At 69.8% G+C, this 26,554-nt stretch carries 19 protein-coding genes; 11 read left to right on the top strand and 8 right to left on the bottom strand.

The features are described from left to right. Positions 1 to 39: 39 nt before the first annotated feature. Positions 40 to 360 carry a 2-oxo-4-hydroxy-4-carboxy-5-ureidoimidazoline decarboxylase gene (locus ACFQ9K_RS33715; RefSeq protein WP_378717896.1) on the bottom strand — a complete coding sequence of 107 codons (321 nt, stop codon included), beginning with the start codon at positions 358 to 360 and terminating at the stop codon, positions 40 to 42. 236 nt (positions 361 to 596) lie between these two features. On the opposite strand from ACFQ9K_RS33715, the gene ACFQ9K_RS33710 reads away from it, so the two are divergent. From ACFQ9K_RS33710 to ACFQ9K_RS33690, 5 genes are all read left to right on the top strand, one after another. Beyond that, the gene (locus ACFQ9K_RS33710; RefSeq protein ID WP_378717895.1) at positions 597 to 1,418 is read left to right on the top strand and encodes a crotonase/enoyl-CoA hydratase family protein; all 822 of its coding nucleotides are present in this window, start codon (positions 597 to 599) and stop codon (positions 1,416 to 1,418) included. 89 nt (positions 1,419 to 1,507) lie between these two features. Beyond that, positions 1,508 to 2,014, top strand: coding sequence for a MarR family winged helix-turn-helix transcriptional regulator (locus ACFQ9K_RS33705; protein WP_378717893.1), 507 nt, complete (start codon positions 1,508 to 1,510; stop codon positions 2,012 to 2,014). Between the two features lie 73 nt (positions 2,015 to 2,087). Next, positions 2,088 to 3,896: an MDR family MFS transporter gene (locus ACFQ9K_RS33700; protein ID WP_378717891.1), complete on the top strand. Its 1,809-nt coding sequence runs from the start codon at positions 2,088 to 2,090 to the stop codon at positions 3,894 to 3,896. A gap of 88 nt (positions 3,897 to 3,984) precedes the next feature. After that, on the top strand, positions 3,985 to 5,241 hold the full coding sequence (locus tag ACFQ9K_RS33695; protein ID WP_378717890.1) for a sensor histidine kinase: 1,257 nt from the start codon (positions 3,985 to 3,987) through the stop codon (positions 5,239 to 5,241). Further along, positions 5,229 to 5,873 carry a response regulator gene (locus ACFQ9K_RS33690; protein ID WP_378717888.1) on the top strand — a complete coding sequence of 215 codons (645 nt, stop codon included), beginning with the start codon at positions 5,229 to 5,231 and terminating at the stop codon, positions 5,871 to 5,873. The genes ACFQ9K_RS33695 and ACFQ9K_RS33690 overlap by 13 nt, the downstream gene beginning before the upstream one ends. 43 nt (positions 5,874 to 5,916) lie before the next feature. On the opposite strand, the gene ACFQ9K_RS33685 is transcribed toward ACFQ9K_RS33690, so the two are convergent. Beyond that, positions 5,917 to 7,431: an alpha/beta fold hydrolase gene (locus ACFQ9K_RS33685; RefSeq protein WP_378717886.1), complete on the bottom strand. Its 1,515-nt coding sequence runs from the start codon at positions 7,429 to 7,431 to the stop codon at positions 5,917 to 5,919. Positions 7,432 to 7,491: 60 nt separating this feature from the next. Then, positions 7,492 to 8,682 (bottom strand): serine hydrolase domain-containing protein, encoded by a 1,191-nt coding sequence (locus tag ACFQ9K_RS33680; RefSeq protein ID WP_378717885.1) that lies wholly within the window; start codon positions 8,680 to 8,682, stop codon positions 7,492 to 7,494. A 472-nt stretch (positions 8,683 to 9,154) separates the two neighbouring features. Here ACFQ9K_RS33680 and ACFQ9K_RS33675 point away from each other — a divergent pair, with 472 nt between their 5' ends. Further along, positions 9,155 to 12,199 carry a BTAD domain-containing putative transcriptional regulator gene (locus ACFQ9K_RS33675; protein WP_378717884.1) on the top strand — a complete coding sequence of 1,015 codons (3,045 nt, stop codon included), beginning with the start codon at positions 9,155 to 9,157 and terminating at the stop codon, positions 12,197 to 12,199. A 53-nt stretch (positions 12,200 to 12,252) separates the two neighbouring features. Here ACFQ9K_RS33675 and ACFQ9K_RS33670 read toward each other — a convergent pair whose 3' ends face one another. Further along, positions 12,253 to 12,744, bottom strand: a complete 492-nt coding sequence (locus ACFQ9K_RS33670; RefSeq protein WP_150400999.1) for an inorganic diphosphatase — start codon at positions 12,742 to 12,744, stop codon at positions 12,253 to 12,255. A gap of 173 nt (positions 12,745 to 12,917) precedes the next feature. On the opposite strand from ACFQ9K_RS33670, the gene dacB reads away from it, so the two are divergent. The 4 genes from dacB (at position 12,918) to hpt (ending at position 17,631) form a co-directional block, all read left to right on the top strand. Further along, positions 12,918 to 14,357: a D-alanyl-D-alanine carboxypeptidase/D-alanyl-D-alanine-endopeptidase gene (gene dacB / locus ACFQ9K_RS33665; RefSeq protein ID WP_378717934.1), complete on the top strand. Its 1,440-nt coding sequence runs from the start codon at positions 12,918 to 12,920 to the stop codon at positions 14,355 to 14,357. Positions 14,358 to 14,370: 13 nt separating this feature from the next. Continuing rightward, the gene (locus tag ACFQ9K_RS33660; RefSeq protein WP_378717881.1) at positions 14,371 to 15,501 is read left to right on the top strand and encodes a zinc-dependent metalloprotease; all 1,131 of its coding nucleotides are present in this window, start codon (positions 14,371 to 14,373) and stop codon (positions 15,499 to 15,501) included. A gap of 435 nt (positions 15,502 to 15,936) precedes the next feature. After that, positions 15,937 to 16,959 carry a tRNA lysidine(34) synthetase TilS gene (gene tilS, locus ACFQ9K_RS33655; protein ID WP_378717880.1) on the top strand — a complete coding sequence of 341 codons (1,023 nt, stop codon included), beginning with the start codon at positions 15,937 to 15,939 and terminating at the stop codon, positions 16,957 to 16,959. Between the two features lie 120 nt (positions 16,960 to 17,079). Next, positions 17,080 to 17,631, top strand: coding sequence for a hypoxanthine phosphoribosyltransferase (gene hpt / locus ACFQ9K_RS33650; protein ID WP_150401002.1), 552 nt, complete (start codon positions 17,080 to 17,082; stop codon positions 17,629 to 17,631). On the opposite strand, the gene ACFQ9K_RS33645 is transcribed toward hpt, so the two are convergent. The 3 genes from ACFQ9K_RS33645 to ACFQ9K_RS33635 are packed head-to-tail and all read right to left on the bottom strand — an operon-like array spanning position 17,628 to position 23,592. Beyond that, positions 17,628 to 18,347 carry a cyclase family protein gene (locus ACFQ9K_RS33645; RefSeq protein WP_378717877.1) on the bottom strand — a complete coding sequence of 240 codons (720 nt, stop codon included), beginning with the start codon at positions 18,345 to 18,347 and terminating at the stop codon, positions 17,628 to 17,630. The genes hpt and ACFQ9K_RS33645 overlap by 4 nt on opposite strands. Next, positions 18,344 to 21,031, bottom strand: a complete 2,688-nt coding sequence (locus tag ACFQ9K_RS33640) for a protein kinase (RefSeq protein WP_378717876.1) — start codon at positions 21,029 to 21,031, stop codon at positions 18,344 to 18,346. Before ACFQ9K_RS33640 ends, ACFQ9K_RS33645 begins: the two co-directional genes overlap by 4 nt. Continuing rightward, positions 21,028 to 23,592, bottom strand: coding sequence for a serine/threonine-protein kinase (locus ACFQ9K_RS33635; protein ID WP_378717874.1), 2,565 nt, complete (start codon positions 23,590 to 23,592; stop codon positions 21,028 to 21,030). The genes ACFQ9K_RS33640 and ACFQ9K_RS33635 overlap by 4 nt, the downstream gene beginning before the upstream one ends. A gap of 180 nt (positions 23,593 to 23,772) precedes the next feature. Here ACFQ9K_RS33635 and ACFQ9K_RS33630 point away from each other — a divergent pair, with 180 nt between their 5' ends. Continuing rightward, complete coding sequence (locus ACFQ9K_RS33630) at positions 23,773 to 25,254, top strand: amidase (RefSeq protein WP_378717872.1); 1,482 nt, start codon at positions 23,773 to 23,775, stop codon at positions 25,252 to 25,254. Here ACFQ9K_RS33630 and ACFQ9K_RS33625 read toward each other — a convergent pair whose 3' ends face one another. Next, complete coding sequence (locus ACFQ9K_RS33625; RefSeq protein WP_378717870.1) at positions 25,255 to 26,148, bottom strand: LysR family transcriptional regulator; 894 nt, start codon at positions 26,146 to 26,148, stop codon at positions 25,255 to 25,257. It abuts the gene before it with no gap. Positions 26,149 to 26,554 lie beyond the last annotated feature (406 nt).

The following is a 26,554-nucleotide window of genomic DNA, read 5'->3' as shown; positions in this document are numbered from 1 at the left end:
GCGATTGCGGATGGTGCGCCGGGCTACTCGGCGAATGCGTCAGTATTCCGGATAACCCTCGCTCGGCCCGAGCAGTAGCGCGATGCGCGCGCGCGTGATCTGCGCCAGCTCGGTCACGCTGCCGCCCGAGACCTGTTCGTGCGCAACCGCTTCGAGCGCCCGATCCAGATCACCCTGGGACAGCGCGAGCAACTCGACATCGGCCGTGGCCAGCAGCGCGTCCCGATCCGGATAAGGCCGGGCGTCGGCGAGCACGGCCGCCCAGGTGACATTGGCGCAGCAGGCGAAGAGCGCGTGAATCGCACGGGCCCGGGAGATTTGGTTGAACCGGGCGAGGCCGATTCCTTGATGCATCAGCATGATCGCCTCCGAATCGATGAATGAGGTTTGCTGACGGTCTTTATGATCCGCTCGGGGACGAGCCGGGACCTAGTGCGCCGCACCGATTTTGCGCAGCGTTTACATGGGGCGCGGTTGCGCGCCGCGAACCGGACCCGAACGAACCGGCCGGGTCTGCCCGGAGCGGACGCGCCTGGTCCACGCCTGTTTCCGGGATGCGCGGCAGCGGCGTCCGGCATGCTCGATACGCTGTAAGAATGACTGATTGGCAGGCGTTCACCGTAGAAACGAAGGACCACGTCGCGCAGGTGACGTTGACCGGTCCCGGCAAGGGCAATGCGATGGGCCCGGATTTCTGGCGGGAGTTGCCGGAGATCTTCCAGGTGCTCGACGCCGACCCCGAGGTGCGGGCGATCGTGCTCACCGGTTCGGGCAAGCACTTCTCCTATGGTCTGGACCTGCCTGCCATGGCCGGCACGTTCGGCCCGCTGATGGCCGATCGGGCGCAGGCCGCGCCGCGCACCGAGTTCCTGGTGGAACTGCGCAAGATGCAGGCGGCGGTGACCGCGGTGGCCGATTGCCGCAAGCCGGTGATCGCCGCGGTCTCCGGCTGGTGCATCGGCGGCGGGCTGGACCTGATCGCGGCCGTGGACATCCGCTACGCGAGCGCGGACGCGAAGTTCAGCCTGCGCGAGGCGCGGGTCGCCATCGTCGCCGACATCGGCTCGTTGCAGCGGCTGCCCGGCATCATCGGCGAGGGTCAGCTGCGCGAACTCGCCTACACCGGCAAGGACATCGACGCGGCGCGGGCGGAGAAGATCGGCCTGGTCAGCGACGTGTTCGAGGATCAGGAAGCGGTGCTGGACGCGGCACACGCCACGGCGCGCGAGATCGCCGTCAATCCGCCGCTGGTGGTGCAGGGGGTGAAGGACGTGCTGGATCAGCGGAACAAGGACGAGGTGGCCGCTGGGCTGCGCTACGTGTCCGCCTGGAACTCGGCGTTCCTGCCGTCGGAAGACCTCGCCGAGGCGCTCAAAGCGGTGTTCGAGAAGCGGGCGCCGGAGTTCAAGGGCAGGTAAAGCTCGGTATATCACTTGCCCCAGTAGGAGACTCGTCCGCATACTTGCATTGCGCAACTAATTGATTGATGCAAGCAAAGGTTTTGGGTTTGGACGAGCAAACGGTCGACACGATCGCGATGCAACTCTCCCGATTGCAGCGAATCCGGGACCGCACCGCGGCCCAGATCGGCACGTGGACCAAGGACGGTCTCGATCCCGCGGCATACGGCACGTTGCTCCGGCTGTGCTGCGACGGTCCGATGCGATCGGGAGAGCTGGCCGGGGCGTTGCACTCGGACGCCTCGACGGTGAGCCGCCAGGTGGCACAGCTGGTCGGCAAGCAATTGGTCGAGCGGCAGGCCGACCCGGCGGACGGCCGGGCCACGGTGCTGGTCGTGACGGAACGTGGCCGGACGGTCGCCGAGGAGGTCCGCAGGCGGCGCAACGAGAACCTGTCCCGGGTGATGGCCGAATGGGCGCCGCAATCCCGGGCCGATTTCGCCGAACTGCTCCGGCAGTTCGTCGACGACTTCGAGCGCACCAGACCCGAGATGATCGCCGCGATGCGCCGCACTTGGGATCAGACCTTTACTGGGACGGAGAACGACACGTGAGCGAGCAACGCGAGCGAACCGAAGACACAGCCGCCGTGGGCACGACGGAGCCGAGCACTAGCGAGGCGCGGTCGTGACCACAGTCGAGAAGGTGGAGGCGCCACCCGCGTTCACCCATCGCCAGATTCTGGTGATCCTGAGCGGGCTGATGCTCGGGATGCTGCTCGCGGCGCTGGACCAGACGATCGTGTCCACCGCGATCCGCACCATCGCCGACGATCTGGACGGCTATTCGCTGCAGGCGTGGGCGACCACCGCCTACCTGATCACCGCGACGCTGGCGACGCCGCTGTACGGCAAGTTGTCCGACATGTTCGGCCGCAAGCAGTTCTTCATGCTGGCGATCGCGATCTTCATCGTCGGCTCGCTGCTGTGCACGATGGCCCAGTCGATGTACCAGCTCGCGGCGTTCCGCGCCGTGCAGGGCATCGGCGCCGGCGGTCTGATGTCGCTGGCGCTGACCATCCTCGGCGACATCGTCGGGCCGCGGGAACGCGCCAAGTATCAGGGCTACTTCCTGGCCGTGTTCGGTACCTCCAGCGTGATCGGCCCGGTGCTGGGCGGCGTGCTGGCCGGGCAGGACACCATCCTCGGGGTCAGCGGCTGGCGCTGGGTGTTCCTGGTGAACGTGCCGATCGGCCTGATCGCGCTCGCCGTGGTGTATCGCGTGCTCAAGCTGCCGAAGCGGCCGCATTCCACCGACCGGGTGGACTGGTGGGGCGTGTTCGTGCTCGCGGTCGGCCTGGTCCCGCTGCTCATCGTCGCCGAGCAGGGGCGTGAATGGGGTTGGGCCAGTGGGCGTTCCATCGCCTGCTACGTGATCGGCGTGCTCGGTGTGATCGGCTTCGTGTTCGTCGAGAAGGCGCTGCGCGACGCCGCGCTGATTCCGTTGCGGATCTTCAAGAACAAGACCTTCGCGCTCGGCGTGGTGATCTCGTTCGTGGTCGGCGCGGGCATGTTCGGCGGCATCTCGCTGCTGCCGCAGTACCTGCAGGTGGTGCGCGGGGCCAGCCCGACGCTGGCGGGTCTGCAGATGCTGCCCATGGTGCTCGGCCTGATGACCGGCTCGGTCGTGTCCGGCCAGCTGATCTCGCGGACCGGCCGCTACCGCAGCTTCACCATCATCGGCGCGAGCATGCTGACGCTCGGCCTGTTCCTGCTGCACTTCCTGACCGCCGACACCCCGCTGTGGCTCGCGATGATCTTCATGGCGTGCACCGGTTTCGGGCTCGGCAACCTGATGCAGCCGCTCACCCTGGCGTTGCAGAACGCGTTGCCGCCCAAGGACATGGGCGTGTCCACCGCCGCCGCGACGTTCTTCCGGCAGATCGGCGGCACGCTCGGTGTCGCGGTGTTCCTGTCCATCCTGTTCGCCCAGCTGACCCCGAACATCTCCGACGAGATGCGCAGTGCGGCAGCCGATCCGCAGTTCCAGCACGCGGTGGTCGAAGGCGCGCGGAGCAGCAACCCCGCCGATGCCGCGCTGGCGAAAGGCCTGCTCGCGCAGGACACTTCGGCCGCGGGTTCGGTGCTCAAGGACAGCTCGGTGATCCAGCAGCTGAGCCCGGATCTGGCCCGCCCGTTCAAGGTCGGCTTCGCCGAGTCCATGTCGACGGTGTTCCTGTCCGCGACCGGTATCGCGTTGCTCGCGCTGATCCTGGTGCTGTTCTGGCGGGAGGTGCCGCTGCGCATGGTCAGCGGCATCCAGGCGGCCAAGGACGCGGCGGCGAGCGAGTCGGACTCGGTGCTCGACGCCGAGGGCCGGGTGGTCGATCAGGCCGGGCTGCTGCTCGGCGGCGGCGAGGCGGTGAGCCCGCCGAACGGCACCGGCCACCGCGACGGCGCCGCGGGCAGGCCGGCGGACGGTTCCGGCTCGGCGTGACCGAAGGCGGTCCTGCCGCGCCCGGGTCGATGCGGGACTCGGGCGCGGCGGCGACCGGGCGGGCGGACCCGCCTGCCGTTCTGACAGCATGACCAGGGTGATGGTGGTCCTGCGCACGGTGCGCGATCGATTACGGCGGCTGCCCGGTGCGATCGGGTATCTGACGGTCGGCGCCGCGACGTCGGTGCTCGCCATGTTCGCGGTGATCGGCCTGCTGCTGGTCGGCTCGTTCTGCTTGATCGGCGTGGGGATTCCGGCGCTGCCCGAGGCGGTCCGGCTGGTCCGGCCGCTGGTGGCGTTCGAACGCCGCAGGGCGGCAAAGCGACTCGGTGAACCGATCATCGAGGCCTATCAACCGCTGACCGGCGGACTGCGGCAGCGCGTGACGACGGTGTTCCTCGATCCGGCGAATCGCCGGGACTTCGCCTGGCTGGTCACGCACGCGCTGACCGGCATCTATGTCGGGCTGTTCGCGATCGCGCTGCCGATCAGCGCGCTGGTCCAGCTGGCCACGCCGCTGATCTGGCAGCATGTCCCGCCCGGGGAGCTGACCAACTACGGCTTCGAGGTCGGCTCCTGGCCGCGGGCGGCGCTGAGCTTCCTCATCGGCATCCTGGTCGGCGTCATCGTCCTGCAGATCCCGCTGGCCGCGCGCTGGCAGGCGCTGCTGGCCCGGGCCCTGCTCGGACCCCCCGAGGGCGTCGTGCTCGCCGACCGGGTCGCCGCGCTGACCGCGACCAGGGCGGCCGCGCTGGACGCGCACGGCGCGGAACTGCGCCGGATCGAGCGCGACCTGCACGACGGCGCGCAGGCCAGGATCGCGGCGGTGATCATGCAACTCGGCCTGGCCGATCAGCTGCGCGACCAGGATCCCGAGGCGGCCAGGGGCCTGGTGCGCAAGGCGCAGGACACCGCGACGGCCGCGCTGGCCGAACTGCGTGACGTGGTGCGCAACGTGTATCCACCGGTGCTCTCGGATCGGGGTCTGGTGAGTGCCATCTCGGCGATCGCCGCGCGCAGCCCGATCCCGTGCGTGCTCGACTCGAGCGAAGTCGGCAGGCGGCCGGCCGCGGTGGAGGCCGCGGCCTACTTCGTGATCACCGAGGCGCTCACCAATGCCACCAAACATTCCGGCGCCGAAGGCCTTTCGCTGACCATCGGCGGCCCGCCCGAGCTGCTGCGGATCGAGATCCGCGACGACGGCGTCGGCGGCGCCGTGGAGACCTACGGCGGCGGACTGGCCGGCATCCGGCGCCGGGCCGAGGCGCTCGACGGCAGCATGGTGCTGACCAGCCCGCCCGGTGGCCCTACTGTGTTGCGGGTGGAGCTGCCGTGCGGGTCATGATCGCCGAGGACGACGCCCTTCTGCGGGAGGGTCTCGTGCTCTTGCTGAGCACCGCGGGCATCGAGGTGGTCGCCGCGGTGGACAACGCGGACGATTTCCTCGCCGCGGTGACCGCGGACCGGCCGGACGCCGTGGTCGTCGACATCCGGTTGCCGCCGACCTTCACCGACGACGGGCTGCGCGCGGCGGTCAGCGCCCGCCGGATTCATCCCGGCCTGCCGGTGCTGGTGCTGTCGTCCTGGGTGGAGGACAGCTATGCCGCCGAACTGCTCGGCGACGGCGCGGGCGGGGTCGGCTATCTGCTCAAGGAACGGGTCGGCAAGGTCGATCGGTTCCTCGACTCGCTGCGCCGGGTCGCCGCGGGCGGCACCGCGATGGACCCCGAGGTGATCTCGCAGCTGCTGGTGCGGCGCAAGGCCGACGATCCGCTGGCGGCGTTGACCGCGCGCGAACGCGAGGTGCTCGCGCTGATGGCGGAGGGGCACAACAACGCGACCATCGCCGAGCGGCTGGTGGTCAGCGAAGGCGCTGTGCACAAACACATTCGGAGTATCTTCGCCAAGCTCGGGCTGTCCACCGAGGATGTCGGGCACCGCCGGGTGCTGGCGGTGCTCGCCTATCTGAACGCGTGAAAAGGCCTGAACCCGTTCAGGTTCAGGCCTTTTCACGCTGGGCTCAGTCCGCCCGGCAGGTGACGTCGGCGGCGGGCAGGGTGCCGTCGCGGAAGTAGGTGTTCACCGCCGCGTAGGTGCACGAGTTCTGGTAGCGCCCGAAGATCCAGTGGATCGGCACGTCCTGCAGCGTGACCATGCGCGACGCGCTCAGGTCGCGGTGCATGGCGACCGCGCCCGCGTAGGCGGTCCTGGTGTCGCCGGTGGACTGCACGATCAGGGCGGGCACCGAATTGCGCACCACGGTGGCGGGTTCGGCGGGCGGGGCCCAGAACGCGCACGGCGAGATGTTGTTGGTGAACGCGCCGAACACCGGTTGCGCGGCCCGCGCGGCTTCGATGTTGCGCCAATAGAATCCGGGATCGCGCGGTGCGGCCACGTCGCCGCACAGGATCGCCATCTGCGACGAATTGTCCTCCGGCCGTGCCTTCAACGCGTATCCGAGGGTGGCGTCCAGCGTCTTGTCGACCTCGACCGGCTTGCCCGCCGCGGCGTCGGCGATCGTGCGGATCTGCCCGGCCAGCATCCCGTACTGGTCCGGGGAGTCCAGCCCGACGAACAGCACCAGCGGTATCCAGTGATCGTCGATCTCGTACTCGCCCAACCGGATCGGCTTGTCCCCGGCAGCGCGGATCAGATCCTGCACCGCGGCGCGAACCTGGGCCCGGCTGGTGCCGAAGTGGTATTCGCCGTCCCGCGCGGCGACCCAATCCGCCCACAGGTCGAGCGCGGCCTCGTTGGGCGCCCCCATCGCCTGCATCATGCCGACCGTCCCGTAGTTGTCCGGATCCGCCGCGCTGTCCAGCACGATCCGGTCGCTGCGCTCGGGGAACATCTGGGTGAACACCGCGCCCAGGTAGGTGCCGTACGACGTGCCGTAGAAGCTGATCCGCTCCTCGCCGAAGATGCCGCGGATGACGTCCATGTCCCGCGCGGTGTTGCGGGTGGTGATGTAGGGCAGCCGGGCCGCCTCCGTGGTGGCGCAGCGAGCGGCCAGTTCGCCCTGCATCGCCACGGACTCCGCGAAGCTCGCCGCGTCGACGCCCGCCGATTGCAGTCCGGTGCCGCGGGGCCAGTGGCATTGCACCGGGGAGGAGCGGCCGACGCCGCGCGGGTCCATGCCGATCAGGTCGTAGCGGGCGCGGACCTCGGGTGTCATCGCCTTGCCGACGGTGACCATGAAGTCCAGGCCCGCGCCGCCGGGGCCACCCGGGTTGGACAGCATGACGCCACGCTTCTGCGCGGGATCGGTGGCGGCCAGCCGGGAGATCGCCACCGTGAGGGTGGGCCCCTGCGGCTGGGCGTAGTCGAGCGGCACGGTGACGTCGGCGCATTGCGCGCCCGCCTCGTCGAGCGTCGGTTCCCCGCACGCCTTCCAGTCCGGCCGCTGGCTGTAGAAGCGGTCCAGCGCGGGCGGTTCGGCCTGCGCGCTCGGCCCCGCGCAGCCGATCAGCCCGGCGCAGGCCACCAGGCTGGTGGCGGAGGCCAGCACGGCCGTCAGCGCTCTTGTGCGTTTCACTGATGATCCTTCGATGTCATTGGGCCGCAACCGATAACGGTGCGGCGAGGTGGGCGTGCGTCAGGCGGAGCAGAGCGCGGCGTCGAGCACCCTGGTGACCGCGTCGGCGGTCTCCTCGGAGGTCGGCAGCTGATTCACCGTGACGGTCACCGCGGTGCCGTCGGCGGTCACGCCGTTGCGCGTCTCGAATCCGGGGATGCTGCCGCCGTGGCCCCACACCTGTTTGCCGCACGGTGTGGTGCGGTGGATGAGCGCGAGTCCGTAACCGGCGCCGGGCATCCGGTCGAACGGCACGGTGCGCTGCATCTCGGCCAATTGCGCCGGGGCGACCAGCTTTCCGGCCAGCAGCGCGGTGAAGAACCGGTTCAGGTCGGTCGGCGTGGCGATCATGTCGCCTGCCGTGCCGCCCCAGGACGGGTCCAGGTCGGTGAAGTCGACCGATGTGCCGCCGACCACGTGGTAGCCCTGCGGATGCGCGCCGCGGATGGTCGTTTCGCGCGCGGCGGGCACGTAGGTGTCGCGCAGGCCGAGCGGTTCGATGATCCGGCGGCCGATCTCCTCGGCGGCCGGATGCCCGGTCACCCGCTCGATCAGCAGGCCGGCGATCAGGTAGTTGGTGTTGGTGTAAACCGATTTCGCGCCGGGTTCGAAGTTCGGCGGCGCGGTCATCGCCCGGCGGACCAGCTCGGCCATCTCGAAATGCTGCCAGCGCAGCGCCTCGTCGTCCGGGTTCAGCTGCTCGGAGTGGTCTTGCACGACGCCGTCGGCGGTGCCGTGGCCGAGGTAGTCCGGCAGGCCGCTGGTGTGCTGCAGCAGCTGGCGCACCGAGATCCGGTTGCCGTCGTTGCCGCTGCCCTGCACCAGGCCGGGCAGATAGCGTTCGATCGGCGCGTCCAGTTCGACCTTGCCCTCGGCGACCAGCTGCATGATCACCGTCGAGACGAATGTCTTTGTGTTGCTGCCGATCCGGACCCGGCCGTCCGCCGGGAACGGCGCTCGGGTGTCCAGGTTGCCCACGCCGGCCGTGAAGGTGCGATGGCCGCCGGGGCCGTCGATCACCACCTGCACGCCGGGCGTTCCGGTGCGCACCACGTCGTCCATCGCGGTGGCGACCGCGGCCGGGGCGGTCTTCGCCGCGTCTTTCGGCGTGGAATCCGAAGTGTCACCGCCACAAGCGGATACGGCGAGCACCGCACCGGCCACCACGGCCGAAAGGACCGCTTTCCCGCAGTTACGCCGAAATGGGTTCATGAGCAGTGATTTCCTCCTGTTCGAGCCGGAAGGCATGGGTGCGTCCCCGACGCTGTCGAGCCTAGGAAGCGGCGGCCGTCCGGCCCATGCCGCGCGCACCCGAATCGGGGGTATCGCCTACAGGGGACGCGTGGTGGTGCTAGCACCACCACGCGGTGTGATCCGCCGCGTGCCGGTGGCCGCCGCCGGTAGGGCGTGCAAACATACGGTGACCGGGATCTATACATCTGCAACCGATCTCGACCCGGCGAGGGCGGATATCCGGTCGCGCCGCTGTCCGCCCCGCGCCCATACCAGTGTCCGATCAGTTGGTTGTCATGAAAACCTCATGAATCCATTGCTTGGATGTCTGAACGGTGACGTTGGATCAGCGGTGGCTCATCGGTGACTTCACCCGGGCCTGGTCGTCGAGACGTCCGACGATTGTCTACGTTCATCGTTGAACTATCGACGGTCAGAGAGAGAGGACCGAATGCTGAAGTTCGCGGTACTCGGCGAGGTGCGTGCGTGGCGCGATGAACTGGAGCTCGATCTGGGCTCCAAACAGCGCAGAGCCTTGCTGGCGGCCCTGTTGCTGCGCAGCGGACGTTCGGCGACGGTGCCCGAACTCATCGACGGCGTCTGGGGCGAGCATCCGACGCCGAGCGCGATCGGCGCGCTGCGCAACCACATCCTGCACCTGCGCCGCGTGCTGGAGCCGGACCGGCCGACCGGCGCGGCCGCCACGGTGCTGGTCGGCTTCGGCGGCGGCTACGCGCTGCGGCTGGCCCCCGGCGTGGTCGATGTGGAGCTGGTCGAGGACATGCTGCTCGACGTCCAGCCGGAGCGGATCGGCACCGAGCCCGCGCACACGGTCGAGGCGGCGCGCGAACGGCTCGACGCCGCGCTGCGGCTCTGGTCCGGCACACCGCTGGCCGGGCTGCCCGGTCCCTACGCCGAGCGCCAGCGCACCCAGCTGGTCGAACGGCGAATCGCGTTACTGGAGCAGCGAATCGAGCTGGATCTACGCCTCGGCCGCTACCCCGAGGTGATCGCCGAACTGACGCCGCTGTGCGGCGAGCATCCGATGCGTGAGCAGATCCGCGGCCTGCTGATGACCGCGCTGTACCACGCGGGCAGGCAGGCCGAGGCGCTCGCGGTGTACGCCGACACCCGCAAGGTGCTGATCGAACGGCTCGGCATCGAGCCAGGTCAGCAACTCGCCGAACTGCACCAGCGCATCCTGCGCGCGGATCTGCGGGCGCCCCAGCGCGAGACCGGCAACGCGGCGGTCAGCGTGCGCCCGCCGCGGCGCACGGTCGGCCGGGTCGCCCAATTGCCCGCCGACGTCGTCGACTTCACCGGCCGCGCGGACACGGTCCGGCAGATCAGCGAATGGCTTACCCGGGCAGACGGTTTCGCGGTGCCGGTGTGTGTGATCGCCGGCATGGGCGGGATCGGCAAGAGCGCGCTCGCGGTGCACGTCGGGCATCGGGTGCGCGACCAGTTCCCGGACGGGCAGCTGCACGTCGACATGCGCGGCTTCGCGCAGGCCCGCGGCCCGGCCGGGCACTCGGGCACCCCGGCCGCGGACACCCTCGGCGATTTCCTGCGCGCCCTGGGCATTCCGGAGGGCGAGATCGCGCCCACGCTGGCCGAGCGCTCGGCCCAGTTCCGCAGCTTCCTCGACGGCAAGCGGATGCTCGTGGTGCTGGACAACGCCCGCGACGTCGACCAGGTCACCCCGCTGATCCCGGGCACGCCGGGCTCCGCGGTATTGATCACCAGTCGCTCGTCCATGCCCGAATTGCCTTGCGTGGTCGGGATTCTCGGGGTGCGGCTCGATGTGCTCGACCGGGTGGAGGCGCGCACGCTGCTCGCCGGGATCGCCGGGCTGCGCCGGGTCGGCACCGAGTCGGCCGCGGTGGACAGCGTGCTCGACGCGTGCGGCGGGCTGCCGCTCGCGGTCCGGATCATCGGCGCCCGGCTGGCCGCCCGGCCCAACTGGAGCGTCGCCAGCCTGGCCGAGCGGCTGGCGGACGAGAAGCAGCGACTCGGCACGCTGCGCAGCGGCGACCTGGCCGTGGAGGCGGCGTTCCGGCTCAGCTACGACCAGCTCGATTGCGCGCAGGCCAGGGCGTTCCGGATGCTGGCGATGCCGGAGGTCGCGGAGCTCTCGCTGGACGGCGCGGCCGCGATCCTCGGGTCGGATCGGATGCTGGTCGAGGAGCTGTGCGAGTCGCTCGTCGATCTGAACCTGATGGAGACCAGCGCGTCCGGGCGCTACACCTATCACGATCTGCCGCGGCTGTTCGCCCGCGAACTGCACCTGGGCCCGGACGCGGGCGAGCCGGTGTCCGGCGCCCTGGTCCGCCTGCTCGACTTCTATCTCGCCACCATGAAAAACCTTATGGCGGTGTGCAATCCGGGGTCGCGACTACCGGAACACCTGGGCGCCACGGTGGCCGAGGGACTGTCGTTCCGGGACAGCATCGCCGCGCAGTACTGGCTCGACGTCGAGCGGCCGAACCTGATCTCGCTGTACGAGCAGACCGCGCGGGTGGGTGGTCGCGCGCTCGGGCCTGCCGCCGATATCGCCTGGGCCACCGCGGAATTGATCGATGGCGGCCCGCACTGCCAGGAGCTGTCCCGGGCGCTGGACAAGCTGCTCGGCGCGGCCCTGCGGGCCGGTGACCGCCGGATCGAATGCCGGATCCGGGTGACGCTCGGCGCGATCTACAGCTATTCGCTGGGCACGCTGCGCCAGGGCCGCGATCATCAGCGCATCGCCCTGTCGCTCACCCCGGACACGGCCGCCGACGTGCGGCTGATCGCGTTCGCTGCGCAACTGCTCGCCTCCTCGACCAGGATGGGCACCGAAACCGCGGCCTCGCTCGGGCATGCCGAACGCGCGATCCGCCTGGCCCGGCGGGTCGAGGATCCCGCGGTCGAGTGCGCCAGCCTGGTGCACATGTCCAAGACCCTCTCCGACGCAGGCGAATTCGCCGAGTCGCAGGATCGGGCGACCGAGGCGAAGACCCTGGCCGCGAAGATCGGCAACGCCGCGCTGGAGGCGATGGCGACGCACGAGCTTGGGGTGAGCCGCGGATTCCAGGGCGACCACGCGGAGGCGATCGAGCTGTGCCGCGAGTCGCTGCGGCTGGCCCGGCTCAGCGGGGTGGAACTGCGCGAAGGCTGGGCGCTGGCCCGGCTGGCGCACGTGCACATGATGGCCGGGCAACTGGAACAGGCGGAACCGATCGCCGACGCGGCCGTGCGGATGCTCAACCGCGCCATCGGTCCGCTGTCGCGGGCCAGGGTGCTGGTGATGCACGGGCTGATCCTGCAGGCGCTCGGCCGGACCCATCAGGCCTACTGCGTATACCGTTCGGCGGCAGAGGCTTTCGCCCCGATGGAGGACGCGCACCTCACCCACGAGCGACTCGACAGCGAGGTGGAGGCGCCGATCCTCGCGCTGCTCGGCGCGCACCTGGATCAGGTGATCGCCGAACGCAAACAGCGGCGCACGGCCGGATAACACACGAAAAGCGGGAAGCCCGAACGGACTTCCCGCTTTTCGTGCCGTACGGCTCAGTGGCCGCCGTTGTCCTTCAGCCGCTGGATCGAGGCGGTGATCTCCGTCTCGGCCTCGGCGCGGCCGACCCACTCCGAGCCCTTGACGTACTTGCCGGGCTCGAGATCCTTGTAGCGCTCGAAGAAGTGCTTGATCGCGGCCAGCTCGAACTCGGGCACATCCTTCAGGTCCTGGATGTGGTCCCAGCGCGGGTCGCCGGCCGGCACGCACAGCACCTTGTCGTCGCCGCCTGCCTCGTCGACCATCTTGTACATCGCCACCGGGCGCACCTCGATGAGGCAGCCGGGGAACACCGACTCGGGCAGCAGGACCAGCGCGTCCAGCGGGTCCCCGTCCTCGCCGAGGGTGTTCTCGATGTAGCCGTAGTCGGCGGGGTAGACCATGGAGGTGTAGAGGTGCCGGTCGAGCCGGACCCGTCCGGTCTCGTGATCGACCTCGTACTTGTTCCGAGAGCCCTTGGGGATCTCGATGGTGACGTCGAACTCCACGCCATCTCCTTCGGTGCATCTATGAGCATGAGCAGTCACGACTGCCGACTCGCCAGGTTGTTCGGGGGAACGGTTGCGCAACGAGGATAGTGTGGTCGGCGGGGACATGGGTGCGGCAGGCGGCTGCTGCGGAAATCAGTCGAGGAGAGCTGCGGGCTGTGGTTGGTAAGAACATCGGTGGCTTGGCTGCCCGGCGGCGCCGCAACATCTGGATCGGACTCGGCGTGACGCTCGCCGTCGTCCTCGCGGCGGGTGGTGGTGTGCTGCTCACGGTGAAGCCGTGGACCGACGAGTTCCGGCACGGCGGGCTGACCACGGCCGCGCCGCCGGCCCCGGTCCGGCCGGTCCCGCAGGTCGTCCCGGCGCCCTCGAACGCACCAGCGCCGAGCCCGGCCGGCATCGCCGCCGCGCTCGCGCCGGTCATCGGCAACCCCGACCTGGGCGCGTTCTCCGGACAGGTCACCGACGCCGACAGCGCGACCGTGCTGTGGAGCGGCGACCCGACCCGGCCGATGATCCCGTCGTCCACCGCGAAGATCCTGACCACGGCCGCCGCGCTGCTCACGCTGCCGGACAACCACCGGCTGATCACCAAGGTGGTGGCCGGGGCCGCGCCGAACGAGCTGGTGCTGGTCGGCGGCGGCGATCCGACGCTGACCGCCGAGCCGGAGGGCAAGGGCTACTACCCGCACGCCGCGCGGGTCTCCGACCTGGTGACCCAGATCAAGAACTCGGGGCGCGGCGTCGACACCATCGTGGTCGACACCTCGGCCTACACCGGGCCGAGCATGGCCAAGGGCTGGGATCCGATCGACATCCGCGACGGCTCGATCGCGCCGATGGAGTCGGTGATGATCGACGGCGCCCGGTTGCAGCCGTTGGTCGAGTACTCCCCGCGCACCCCGACGCCCGCGCTCGACGCGGGGCGCAGGCTGGCCACCGAGCTCGGTCTCGACCCGGCCCGGGTGCGGATGGGCACCGCGGCGCCCGGCGCGGCCCAGGTGGCGAGCGTCGAATCGGCGCCGCTGCGCGACCGCCTGCGCGACATGATGGTCTACTCCGACAACATCCTCGCCGAGGCGGTCGGGCGGGAGATCTCGGTCGCGAACGGCGGCGAGGCCTCGTTCGCCGGCGCGGTCGACGCGGTGCGCACCGCGCTCGGCAAGGCGGGCTTCGATCTGGCCGGGCTGGACATGCAGGACAACAGCGGGCTGTCGGTGGACGACCGCGTTCCAGCCAAACTGCTCGACCGGGTGGTCGCGACCGCGGCCAAGCCGAACGCGTCGACCGCGGTGCAGCCGGCCGGCACCATGGCCAGGCCCGAGAACGACCGCCTCGCATCGACTTTGGCGCCGCTGCTCGACGATCTGCCGATCGCGGGCGCGACCGGGTCGCTGACCAGCCGCTATGTCGAACGCAACCGGCAGGGTGCGGGGTTCGTCCGGGCCAAGACCGGAACTCTGTCGGTGTCCAGCGCGTTGGTCGGGTATGTGCTCGACGCCGATGGGCGGGTGCTGACCTTCGCGTTGATGTCGAACGATCGACCGCCGGAGGTGAGCAGACCGGCATTGGATGCGATCGCAGGCACGCTACGCAACTGTGGATGCTCGTGACGGGTGGTTGACAATGCACGGAGAAAGTTCCGACCCAGCTGATACCGGCACGGGTTCCGTCGTGCCCGCCGGTAACGGGGTGGTCGAGCAGTCCAAGAGCCGCTCGGGGTTCTCCGGTGCCGTCGACTGGAAGCTGGCCGCGAAGACCGGCGCGGCCCTGGTGCCGTCCGGGCCGCGAACCTCGCGCTTCTCGGCCGAGCAGGTGGTCGCCGAACTGGCCGACGCGTCGGTGCGCGCGGAGGGGCCGGTCCGGGAGGTGAGCATGCTGCTCGACGACCAGCCGGTGCCCGCCGCCCGAATCGTCGACCGGCCCGGCTGGATCACCGCGGCCGCCGACTCGATGGGCCAGCTGACCGGCACCGGCGGCGATACCGCCGAGCGCGGGCTGCTGCACGGCAAACCGGCCGGCGTGCAGGCGGGTGCGATGCTCGCCTTCCTGTCCACCGCGATCCTCGGCCAGTACGACCCGTTCACCGGGCCGGACGGCACGCTGCTGCTGGTCGCGCCGAACATCGTGGCGGTCGAACGCGCGCTCGGCGTCTCGCCGAGCGACTTCCGGCTCTGGGTCTGCCTGCACGAGGTGACCCACCGGGTGCAGTTCTCCTCCGCGCCCTGGCTGGCCGACTACATGCGGGACAATGTCGAGGTGCTCGGCGAGGTCGGCGACGAGCCGCTCAACGAGATGCTGTCCCGGTTGCTCGACGAGGTCCGCGATCGCCGCCGCGGTGGTCGTCCCGACGATCCCGCCGCCCGCGGCGTGGTCGGGTTGCTGCGGGCCACCCAGGCGCCGCCGCAGCGCGAGGCGCTGGACCGGCTGCTGATGCTCGGCACGCTGCTGGAAGGGCACGCCGATCATGTGATGGACGCGGTCGGCCCGGCGGTGGTGCCCTCGGTCGAGCAGATCCGATCCGCGTTCGACCAGCGGCGCAAGCGCCCGACCAATCCGTTGCAGCGGATCATGCGGGCGCTGCTCGGCGTCGACGCGAAGGTCGCGCAGTACGTCCGCGGCAAGGCGTTCGTGGACGATGTCGTCGGCCGCGTCGGCATGGAACGTTTCAACACCATCTGGACGAACGCCGAAACCTTGCCGCGCACAGACGAAATCGAGCGGCCCGAACTCTGGGTCACCCGAGTCCTCGGCTGACTCCGCACACCCGCTCGAGGGCCGCCCGAGAATCGGTCAGCCGCGCATAGCTTGTCTGGCTGCGCATGGATTGTCTGGCTGCGCATGGATTGTCTGGCTGCGCATAGCTTGTCTGGCTGCGCATGGATAGCCTGGCCGCGCCATCGATAGCCTGGCCGCGCATGGACTGTCTGGCTGCGCACGGATTGCCCGGCTGCGCATTGATTGCCTGGCTGTTCACTAATTGGCGGGGCCGCGGATGGATCGGCTGGCGGTTTCGTGCGCGGCCGCACAGTCTGTGCGCGCCGGACGGCGAGCGGTGGGTGCACCGCGCCGGCCTGGATTGCGCGGCGGCGCATGGACCGGTGGGCTGCGCGAGCATTGGTACGCGATTCGGTGCGCACCTGTGCGCGCCGGGTGCGAGTTGCGTCGCTTGGGCGTCGGTAGGCTCCGGTCATGGTTTCGCGTTGGCGGGTGGGTGCGCCACGGCGGTTGCCGGAGACGGCGGCGGTGCTGGAGGTGCGGCGCGCGGTGCGGGACTGGGTTGCCGGCCATGTGCCGAGTGGGGATGCCGGGACTGCCGTCGCGGTCGCGCTGTCCGGCGGGGCGGATTCGCTGGCGCTGACCGCCGCGGCCGTGGTCGAGGTGGGCGCGGTCGACGCGCTGGTCGTCGACCATCAATTGCAGGCCGGCTCCGAGGTGGTCGCCGCCGATGCCGCGGCGGCCGCGCTGGCGCTCGGCTGCCGATCCGCCCGGGTGATCGCGGTCGAGGTGGACGGCGACGGCGGATTGGAGGCGGCGGCGCGGCGGGCTCGATACGCGGCCCTGGACGAAGCGCGGGACGGGCTGCCGGTGCTGCTCGGGCACACCCTCGATGATCAGGCGGAAACCGTATTACTCGGGTTGGCCCGCGGGTCGGGCGGACGGTCCATTCACGGGATGACCGAATGGGCCGAGCCATGGGGCCGGCCGCTGCTCGGGGTGCGGCGGACGGTGACCCGGCAGCTGTGCGCGGACCTGGACGTGCCGCCGTACGAGGACCCGCACAACACGGCACCCGAGTTCACCAGGGTTCGGCTGCGCACCGAGGTGCTGCCGTTGCTGGAGGACGTGCTCGGCGGCGGGGTCGCCGGCGCCCTCGCGCGGACCGCCGGGCAACTGCGCGAAGACGCGGCGGTGCTCGACGCCCTCGCGGGAGAGTTGCTGCACACCGCGAGTGATGGCGCGACCCTCTCGATCGAGACGCTCGCCACTGCGCCGGCCGCGCTGCGCCGCCGGGCGATCCGGTCCTGGCTGCTGGCCGGCGGGGCGAAAGCGCTGACCGGCAAGCATTTACACGCGGTCGACGAGCTGATCACCGACTGGCGCGGACAGGGTGGCGTCGCCGTCGGCGGCGGCGGGCCGGGGAGCAGGTTGGTCGCGGCGCGCGAACATGGCAGGCTGACACTGCGGCGGGAGCGTCCGGCCCGGAGGCGGTAGCGAAGCGTGACCACACGGACCACGGAACGAACGCCGCCACTGATACTGCGTCTGCGCAGCGGCCGATGACACATAATGGATCGGCCGTCCGGGAGCGAAAACCAGAAGGGAACAGCTGACGTGTACGGGGACGACATCGCGTCTGTTCTGATCACCCAGGAAGAGATCGCCGCGAAGACGAAGGAGCTCGCCGAGCTCATCGCCAAGCGCTATCCCGCCGACGCCCCCGAGGGCGACCTGCTGCTGGTCGGCGTGCTCAAGGGTGCGATCTTCTTCATGACCGACCTGGCCAAGGCGCTGTCGATCCCGACCCAGATGGAGTTCATGGCCGTCTCGTCGTACGGGTCGTCCACCTCGTCCTCCGGCGTGGTCCGGATCATGAAGGACCTGGACAAGGACATCGCCGGGCGCAATGTGCTGATCGTCGAGGACATCATCGACTCGGGCCTGACCCTGTCCTGGCTCAAGCGCAACCTGTCCACCCGCAACCCCGCCTCGCTCGAGGTGGTCACGCTGCTGCGTAAGCCGGACGCGCTGCGCACCCATGTCGACGTCGCGCACGTCGGCTTCGACATTCCGAACGAATTCGTCGTCGGCTACGGCCTGGACTACGCCGAGCGCTACCGTGACCTGCCCTACATCGGCACCCTGGACCCGAAGGTCTACTCCTAGCGGTCCGGCAGGATCCCGAAAATCGTTGCGGGGGAGCCCGACCCGCTGCGATAGAGCGGGCTGCCGACCAGGATCCAGGCGCCGGTCGCGGGGATGGCGGCCAGATTGGCCAGGCATTCCAGGCTGATTCGATGCTCGCCGTAGAGCAGCTTGGAGACCGCGTACGTCTGGTCGGTGCCCAGGTCGGGGCCGAAGGTGTCGATGCCGAGTGCGCCGCGGCGGCCGAGCCGGCCGGTGCGCAGCAGCCACTCGATCGTCTCCACCGCGAAACCCGGTTGATGGTCGGCGGATTCGGCCGTGCCGATGAATTCCGGCGTGCCCCACTTGGCATCCCAGCCGGTCCAGGCGATCACCGCCGCGCCGTTCGGGATGCGGCCGTGCCGCCCCTCCCACCGCTTCAGATCGGCGACGGTGATCGCGTAATCCCGGTCGCCCGCGCACGATTCGCGGACGTCGATCTTCACCGCGGGCAGCAGCAGATCGTCCAGCTCGAGCTCGTCGGCGGCCAGGCCGTCGGAATGGAAGTGGATCGGTGCGCCCCAATGGGTTCCGGTGTGCTCGCCCTGCTGGATGTAGCGCAGGTAGTAGCCGTCGTTGGCGACCGTCGCGACGATGTCGGTGCGGAACTCCGGATCGTCCGGATACAGCGGCGTGGTCGCCGGATCGTGCACGTGCGACAGGCTCACCAGCCGGCCGAGCGGGCGCGGCGCGGTCATCGCTTCCGCTGCGGGATGGCCCGCGCGAGCGCCAGCAGGTCGGCCTCTAGCCAGCGGAACAACCGGTAGGTAACCACGAATGCCAGGATGCCACCCACGCTGAGCAAGCGCACCGGAACGATCACCAACTCCAGATCGCCTGCGTCGACGAAGGTCGCCCCCGCCACCCCGAGCAGCGGCACCGACGCCGCGACACCGAGGTAGAAGTTGCCGCGCCGGGCCAGATTTCGCAGCTGGCGCTCGTCGCCCGGCCCGATTCCGCCGCGCACCAGCAACTGTGGATAGATCGAGCGGACCGCGTAGACCATGATCGGGAAGAACGGGTAGGCCAGCGCGATGGCGGCGCACACCACCTGCGCCGCGAAGAAATGCAGGAACGTCTTCGGCGGCAGATCGACGCCGGTGAAGGCCAGCCCGAGCGGCCAGATCACGCCCGCGGCGAGCCAGAAACCGAAGGGCACCAACACCGCCCAGTCGCCCATCAGCAGGGTGTCGCGGCGGGCCTTGGCCAGCGTGCGCGCGGAATACTCGCGGCCGCGGGCCAGCCGGAAGCCGATGGTCAGCGGTCTGCGGGTGAGGAAGATCAGCAGTACGGCCGCCACCGGGAAGGCGATCAGATTGTTGACCAACCCGACCGTGGCGAACTTGGCCTGATCGTCGGCCGACATCCGATCGATGATCAGGGACTGGTTCAGCTGGATGTTGTACCAGCTCGCGAGCACGTTCGGCACGCCGATGCACAGGGCGGCGAACGGGATCAGCCAGCCGCGGGCCCGATGGGCCAGGCTGGTCGGCGGCGGATCGGCCAGGTTGCGGGCGCGCGCGTCGAGGCAGAGGTCGAGCTGCCCGGCCAGCTCGGCGCCGGTGCGCCAGCGGCGTTTCGGGTCGGCGTGCAGGCAGTCGAGGAGTACTCGGCGCAGGGCGGCCGGAGTGTCCGCGGGCAGTTGGGCGAGCGCGGTGTCGGTGATTCCGGCGCGGCGAACGGCGAGCATGCGGGTATAGGTCTCGGCCGGTGTCTCGCCGGGCCGGCCGGTGTCGTCGAACGGGTTGGCGCCCGTGAGCATTTCCCACAGCAAGACGCCGAGCGAGTAGATGTCGCTGCGGGCGCCCGGGGCGGGCGCGGTCGGATCGAGCAGCCGGGCCAACTGCTCCGGCGACCGGTAGGACAGCGAATCGTCCTCGTGCTGAGCCGGATTCACCGCGGCCGGGCGCCGGCCGGACTCGCTCAACGCGAAATCGGCCAGCTTCGGAATGCCCTCGGCGGTGAACAGCACGTTCGCGGGTTTGAGGTCGTGATGCAGGACCCCGTGGTGCTCCGCGTAATCCAGGGCGTCGGCCAGCCGCCTGCCGATCCAGGCCACCGTTTCCGGCCAGCTGAGCGTGGCGATCTCGGACCGCACGCTCGAATCCGACGGCCGGATCTCGCCTTTCGCCTCCATCGCCGCATCGATGGCGCGCAGCAGCAGTGCGCCGCCGTCGGATTCGGGGCCGGCGCGACGCTGGTCCAGGACGCCGACCGCGGTGCCGCCGGGCAGGTACTGCATGTAGACCAGGCGCGGCGCGGACGCGCTGAGCAGCGAGCGGCCCAGGTCGGCGGCTGTGCCGCCCGGAACACGTGGCGGCAGCTCGGTTCTCGTCGGCCGCGGGAAATCCGTGCTGCGCGCGCGTGGGCTGGGGACCGTCCGGTCGCCGGTGTCGTCCTGAGGACTACGGCTGACGACGGTGCCGTCGGCGTCGAGCGGTCGCGTGACAGTGGTTCGGCCGATACCAGTCGACGAGCTGCCGGCACGCGCGGTGTCATCGGAATTCGGGTCCTGCGCCGCGGCGGCATCGTTATGGCGCTTCGAGGTGCCGCGGACAGTGGCCTCGGTGGTACGAGATCCCGCGACGGTGGCGTCGTCCGGGATCGTCCGCTCCATGCTGCGGAAGCCGGGCGGTCGAGGGCCGGACCGCACTCGTCGATCGCCGGCGTCACGTCCGGGATCGGCTGTCGCCCGGTCGAACGGCTCGTCGGCATCAGCGTCATCGGCGGGTTCGGTGCTGAGCAGCCGCTGATCGAAGACGCGGACGATGTGTGCGTGATCGAGCTGGGCCATCGTGTGCGGCGCGGTGGCCCGCCCCGCCGAAAGGCGAACCGCGACAAGCCGTTGCATGGAGCGCTGCCTGGCCAGGAAGACGCGGCCGAGCACCCCGGTGCCGAGGTCGGTGAGCAGGTCGAAGTCGTCGATCTGCCGACCGGGCGCCAGATCGGCCAGTGCGGCAACCGCTTCGGTCGATTCGGCCGCGCCGAGGTCGGCGCTGTGGTCATCGATGCCGAACGCGGCGAGGCGATCCCGCACCGCACCGGCCAGGTCGGGATACTCGGCGACGAACTCGTCGATGGCCAGCGGGGCGTGGCGGCGGCGCGCGAGGAACTCCTCGCAGAGCAGGTCGGCCAGTTCGGGACTGTGCTCGACCTCCGGAAATTCCTTGCGGTACTCGGCAATCCGCTTGCCGAGCCCGGCGGCCATGGCCCACCGCTCGCGCAGATCGATGCGCAGCAGGTCGGCCAGCACGGTGAGCCGCACCTGGGCGCCGTCGGGCACGTAATCCGCCAGGCGCGGCGGCGCGAACGGGTCGGCCCGCAGGCGGCGTTGCCACTCCGCGGCGAAGCGCGCGACGGCATCGGCGCGCGGGGAGCTCACGTGCGGGTCTCCACGGCAGCCTCGGTCTCGTCGAGTTCGGACACCGCCGCAACGGTATTCGGTCCGGCCGAGTCCGGCGCGACGACGCGCTCCAGCGCGCGCAGATCGGCCTCGAGCGCACGGAACAGCAGGTAGGAGCCGACGAACGCGAGGATGCCGCCCGCGCACAGCACCCGGACCGCGAAGATCACCAACGGAATATCGGGCGGCGGCAGGAAGGTCACGCCGGCCACCGCGAGCAGCGGCACCGACGCCGCGACCGCCAGGTATCCGTTGCACCGGCGGTCCAGGCCGCGCAACCAGACCGCGTCCGCCGGACTGATGTCGCCGTGCCGGAGGAACAGCGGATAGATGCAGCGCACCATGTAGAACGTCAGCAGGAAGAACGGATACGCCACCGCGATCGCCCCGCACACCACCAGGGACGCGAGGAAGTGCACGATCGCCCGCGCGGGCAGGTCGCCGGTCACCAATTGCAGGGTGAGCGGAAAGGTGATGCCGGACAGTACCCACAGCGAAAACGCAACGGCCACCGCACGATCCCCGAGTAGCAGCGCGTCGCGCCGGGCATGCCGCAGCGTCTCCGGGTCGTATCGTCGTCCCGTGCGCAGCCCGCGCGGCACCGTCAGCAGCGACCGCGACATGTACACCACGATCGCGATGCCCGCCGGGAAGAACACCGCGTTCACCACGCCGGTGATCACCACGAAGCTGTGCTGGGCGTCCTCGTTCAGCCTGCTGATGATCAGGTGCTGGTTGTGCTGGATGTTGTACAGCGAGGCAAGCACATTCGGCAGCCCGACCGACAGCAGCGTGACCAGCACCAGCCACGGCCGCAGGCGCAGCCGCCAACTGGTCGGCGCCGGATCGACGAGCTCGCGGGCGCGCGGGTCCAGGCACAGCTCCAACTGCCTGGCCAGCACCGATCCGTTCGCCCACCGGTTCGTCCGCTCCGGTGCCAGGCAGCTCAGCAGCACCCGCCGCAGTGCCGCCGGGCAATCGGGTGGAACCCGGTCCAGCGCAGCGGCATCCACGCCGGAGCTGCGCCGCTCGAGCATGGCCTCGAGGGTGGTGTCGTCGCCGTGGTCGCCGGCGCCCGCGGTGCTGTCGTCGAACGGTTTCGCGCCGGTGAGCAGTTCCCACAGCACCACGCCGAGCGAATAGATGTCCGCGCGGGTGTCCAGATCCGCGGCGCTGCGGCCGAATCCGGGATGGCAGGCCTCCAGTTGCTCCGGCGACATGTAGGCCAGCGAGCCGCCGAAATAGGACACCGGACTGGTGCCCTCGACATTGCGGCTGAAGCTGATGTTGAAGTCGGCCAGCTTCGGCACCGCCTCCGCGGTCAGCAGCACGTTGGCCGGCTTCACGTCGCGGTGCAGCACGCCGTGCGCCGAGGCGTAGTCCAGCGCCTCGGCCAGCCTGCGGCCCAGCCAGGCCACGGTTTCCGGCCAGCTCAGCGCGGCGATCTCGGCGCGCACGCTGGAATCCGTCGGCCGGATCTCGCCCTTCTCCTCCATCGCCGCGTCGACGGCATCGAGCAACAGCTGGCCGCTGCGCTCGGCGGGCGGGGTGGCGCGCACCCAGCGCAGCACACCGAGCAACGTGCCGCCGGGCAGGAACTGCATGTAGAGCAGCCGCAGCCGGCGCGCGGCCGCGGCGCCGTCGGCGAGCACGCGCTGGTCGAAGACCCGCACGATGTAGTCGTGGTCGAGCTGGGCCAGGGTCTGCGGTTCGGTGCCGTGGTCGGTGGAGATCTTGACCGCGACCAGCCGTTGCAGCGAGCGCTGCCGGGCCAGGAAGACGCGCGCGAAGGCGCCGCTGCCCAGCCCGGTGAGCAGATCGAAATCATCGATCCGCTGGCCGATTTCGATGCGGTCGAGCGCGTCGAGGCGGCCAGGTCCGGTGCCGATCGTGGTGGGAATGGCTGTCGCCGTTCCCGTCAGATCAGTTGTGGTCGCTCGGGTCACTTCTGAACTACGAGTCGACTCGGCGGTTCGGTTCAATTCGTTATCGACGAAGGCCGCTCTGGTACGCGCGAGCGCGGTCACCGTGGAATCCTCTAGCGCCGCCCTGCGGGTGCTCTGATCGACATCGTCGGCGTTCAGCAGTGCGCGCAGTTCGCCGGCCTGATGTGGATATTCGCGCAGATATTCACGCGGATCGACGCGTTCGCCGCTGTGCCTGCGGATGACGAACTCCTCGTACACCAGCCCGGCGGGGATACTTCCGGGCTGAAGTTCGGGAAACTCGGCACAGTATTCGGCGAGCCGTTTCCGGGTGTCCTGGCCGGCCGGATGCGCGCCGAGCACGACCCGGCGCAGCCAGCGATGCCGCAGGTCGACGCGGATCAGCTCGAGCAGCGCCTCGGTGCGCAGGGTGTGCGCGTCCGGCAGGAACTCGGCGATCTCGGGCGGCCCAGCGGCGGCGTAGGCGGCGTCTTCCCAGGCGGCGGAGAAGGCGGCGACGACGCTGAATTCGGCCTGCGGCGGGTGGTGGCCGAAACCGGCACCCGGATCGAAACCTGTGGTGGATTCGGAACTTCTATCGGAGTCGGCACTCATTCTCGGACCTAGTGGCTTCGGCGGACACCGAAGAATCCGCACTGGTCGGTCGGTGGATGTCGCGGAGAATTTCCGCCACACCCGACGCCATCGTCCCCCGAGCAGTATTCGAAATGATAACTTGCGGCTTGAGAGCGATCACCCGAATTCGACAACGATGCGACGGGGGACGACCAGCACATGCAGATCAAGGCCACAGTGGTGGCGGACGCGGAGATAGCCGTCGCGCCACCCGTTCGATCGAACACCGAAGCGAGTGCGCCCGCTCAAGATAGTCCGCTGGGCGCGAACGACCAAATCCTCGCCGATCCGGCCGATAGGGACGGCGCGCGCGGTCCGGCCGCGACCATCGCGACGGGCGTGCGCGAGGGTTCGCTGACCGCGACGGAGGTGGTCGAGACGACCATGGCCCGGATCGTGGCCGAGCACCGGAACACCAACGCCTTCAGCGTCATTCGTACCGAGAAGGCCAGAACCGAGGCGGCCGCGCTCGAGCAGCGCGCCGATCTCGACGTGCTGCCGCTGGCCGGGGTGCCGATCGCGATCAAGCACAACATCGCGGTGGCGGGGGAGACCATGCGGGCCGGCTCGGCGGCCACCGACGCCCGCCCGGTCGCCGACGATCACCCGGTGGTGCGCAGGCTGCGCGCCGCGGGCGCGGTGATCGTCGGCCTGACCACGGTGCCGGAACTCGGACTGTGGGGCACCACCGATACGCCCGAGCGGATCACCGGTAATCCGTGGAATGTCGCGCGCAGCGCGGGCGGCTCGTCCGGCGGCGCGGCCGCGGCGGTCGCCGCCGGGCTGGTGCCGATCGCGCACGGCAACGACGGGCTCGGTTCGATCCGGGTGCCCGCGGCCTGCTGCGGGGTGTACGGCATCAAGCCGGGCCGCTACACGGTGCCCGCGGAGATCGGCGTCGACTCATGGTCGGGCATGTTCGAAAACGGTGTGCTGGCAACGACAGTCGGCGATGCGGCGCTCGCGCTATCGGTGCTGGCCGCCCGGCCGGACCTAGCCGAGGTGGAGCCGCCCGGCCGACTACGCATCGGCCTAGCCGTGGCTTCGCCGCTGCGCTGTTTCCCGGTCGACCGGCACTGGACCAATGCCGCGCGCACCGCGGCCTCGGTCGCCGCCGCGGCGGGTCATCTGGTCGAGCAGGCGACATTGCCCTACGGCGACGCGATGCTGTGGATCTGCTTGCGCTGGTTGGCCGTTGGCGCCAGGGACGCCGCCGCGCTACCGCACCCCGACCGCCTGCAGCCGCGCACCCGCCGCCACCTCGCGCTCGGCCGCCTGGTGCAGCGACTACGCCTGGTGCGACCGGCCCAGATCGATCGGGTCGAGGCGCGCCTGCTGGAATACTTCGAACGCTTCGACGTGGTGATCACCCCCACGCTCGCCTGCCCGCCGCCCAAGGCGCGGGCCTGGCATCACCGTGGCTGGTTGGCGAATGTGCTTGCCACCGCCCGGTTTTCCCCATTCACCCCGCTGTGGAACCTGGTCGGCTGGCCGGCCGCGTCCATTCCGATGGGCATGCATCCCGACGTCGGGACGCCGGTGGCCGCGCAGCTCGCCGGTCCGCCGGGGAGCGAATCCAGCCTGCTGCGGTTGTCCGCGCAACTGGAAACACTGCACCCCTGGCGGCGCACCATCAACTGATCAGGCGCTGATGGCGGGTTGCGGCTGCTGCTCGGAGAATCCGCCGTTCACCGCGCGTCCGGCGAATTCGAGGATGGTCGGACGCTGGTCGTCGGCCCGCCACGCGACGGCCAGTTCGCACGGCGCGAGGCCGGCCACCGGTCGCGCGGTGAGACCGGGCCACCGGTACATCGGCACGTTGTTCTCGGCGAGCAGGCAGACACCGAGGCCGAGGCTGACCGCCTCCAGCTTGTCCTCGGGGGTCGCGGCCTCGGCGCCGATCTTCGGCTGCCGTCCGTTGCGCGCGTCGTTGCCGAGCCAGAAGTCGCGCACCGCACCGGCTTCGGTGGGCAGTGCGATGAACGGCTCGTCGAGCAGGTCGGCGAACTCGATGATCTCCCGGTCGGCCAGCGGATGGTTCTCCGGCAGCAGCACCCAGCGCGGCTCGGTGCGCAGCACCTGCCAGCGGTAGCGATTCGGGTCGGGCAGCGGCAGCCACACCAGCGACAGGTCCGCCTGCCGCCCGGACAGGCCGCTGGACGGGTCGGTCCACGAGGCCGCGTGCAGCGCGAGCCGATGACCGCTCGCGCTTTCCAGATCGTTCAACAACCCACGGCCGAGCGCGGATTGGATGCCGACGCGCAGCACCTCGCCCGCCTCCTGCAGGGAGACGTTGGTGACCTCCCACAGCTCCAGGATCTTGCGGGCGCCCTCGAGCAGTTCCTTGCCTGCCACGGTGAGGGCAACGCTGCGCTGGTTGCGGTCGAACAGGACCACGTCGAGCTGGCGTTCCAGCTGCCGGATCTGACGCGACAGGGTGGGTTGAGCGATGTGCAGCCGCTGAGCGGCGTTGGTGAAGTGCAGTTCCTCAGCGACGGCGACGAAATACCGCAGGTCGCGCAAATGCGGGTCCATAGCCCCTTGCTATCAGAATCAGTCCTGAATTTCCAGCCTTATCAGGCCAGAAAGTTCGGATACGGGTACCAAAACGTTCTACAGGTTTGTTAGGGACAGCATATTGCTTGTGATGGTGGGACGCACCATCGACTCCGCGAATCTTCGGCATGTGACCGCCGGTCCGGTCGATCGAATCCAGTTGGGCGCGTGACCAGCAGCGATGTCCGCCGATGCGCTGCCGGGCGGGCCGGATCCGTCGGCATTTTCGATTGCCGATCGTCCGCTGGGCCCCCACTTATGGCTGACGCGCGGTCATTTGCCCATCGAATAGTGATTTTCGTCACAATTTGGTTTGTATTGCCGTTTGGATCGCTTCGCGGACACTCACCGGACACACGAAAAGGCGCTGCGGCCGGGATGAATC

The organism is Nocardia sp. NPDC056564, assembly GCF_042793755.1.
GTDB lineage: Bacteria > Actinomycetota > Actinomycetes > Mycobacteriales > Mycobacteriaceae > Nocardia.
The sequence above is the reverse complement of the archived record's forward strand: the minus strand, read 5'-3'. Positions and strand labels throughout refer to the sequence as shown.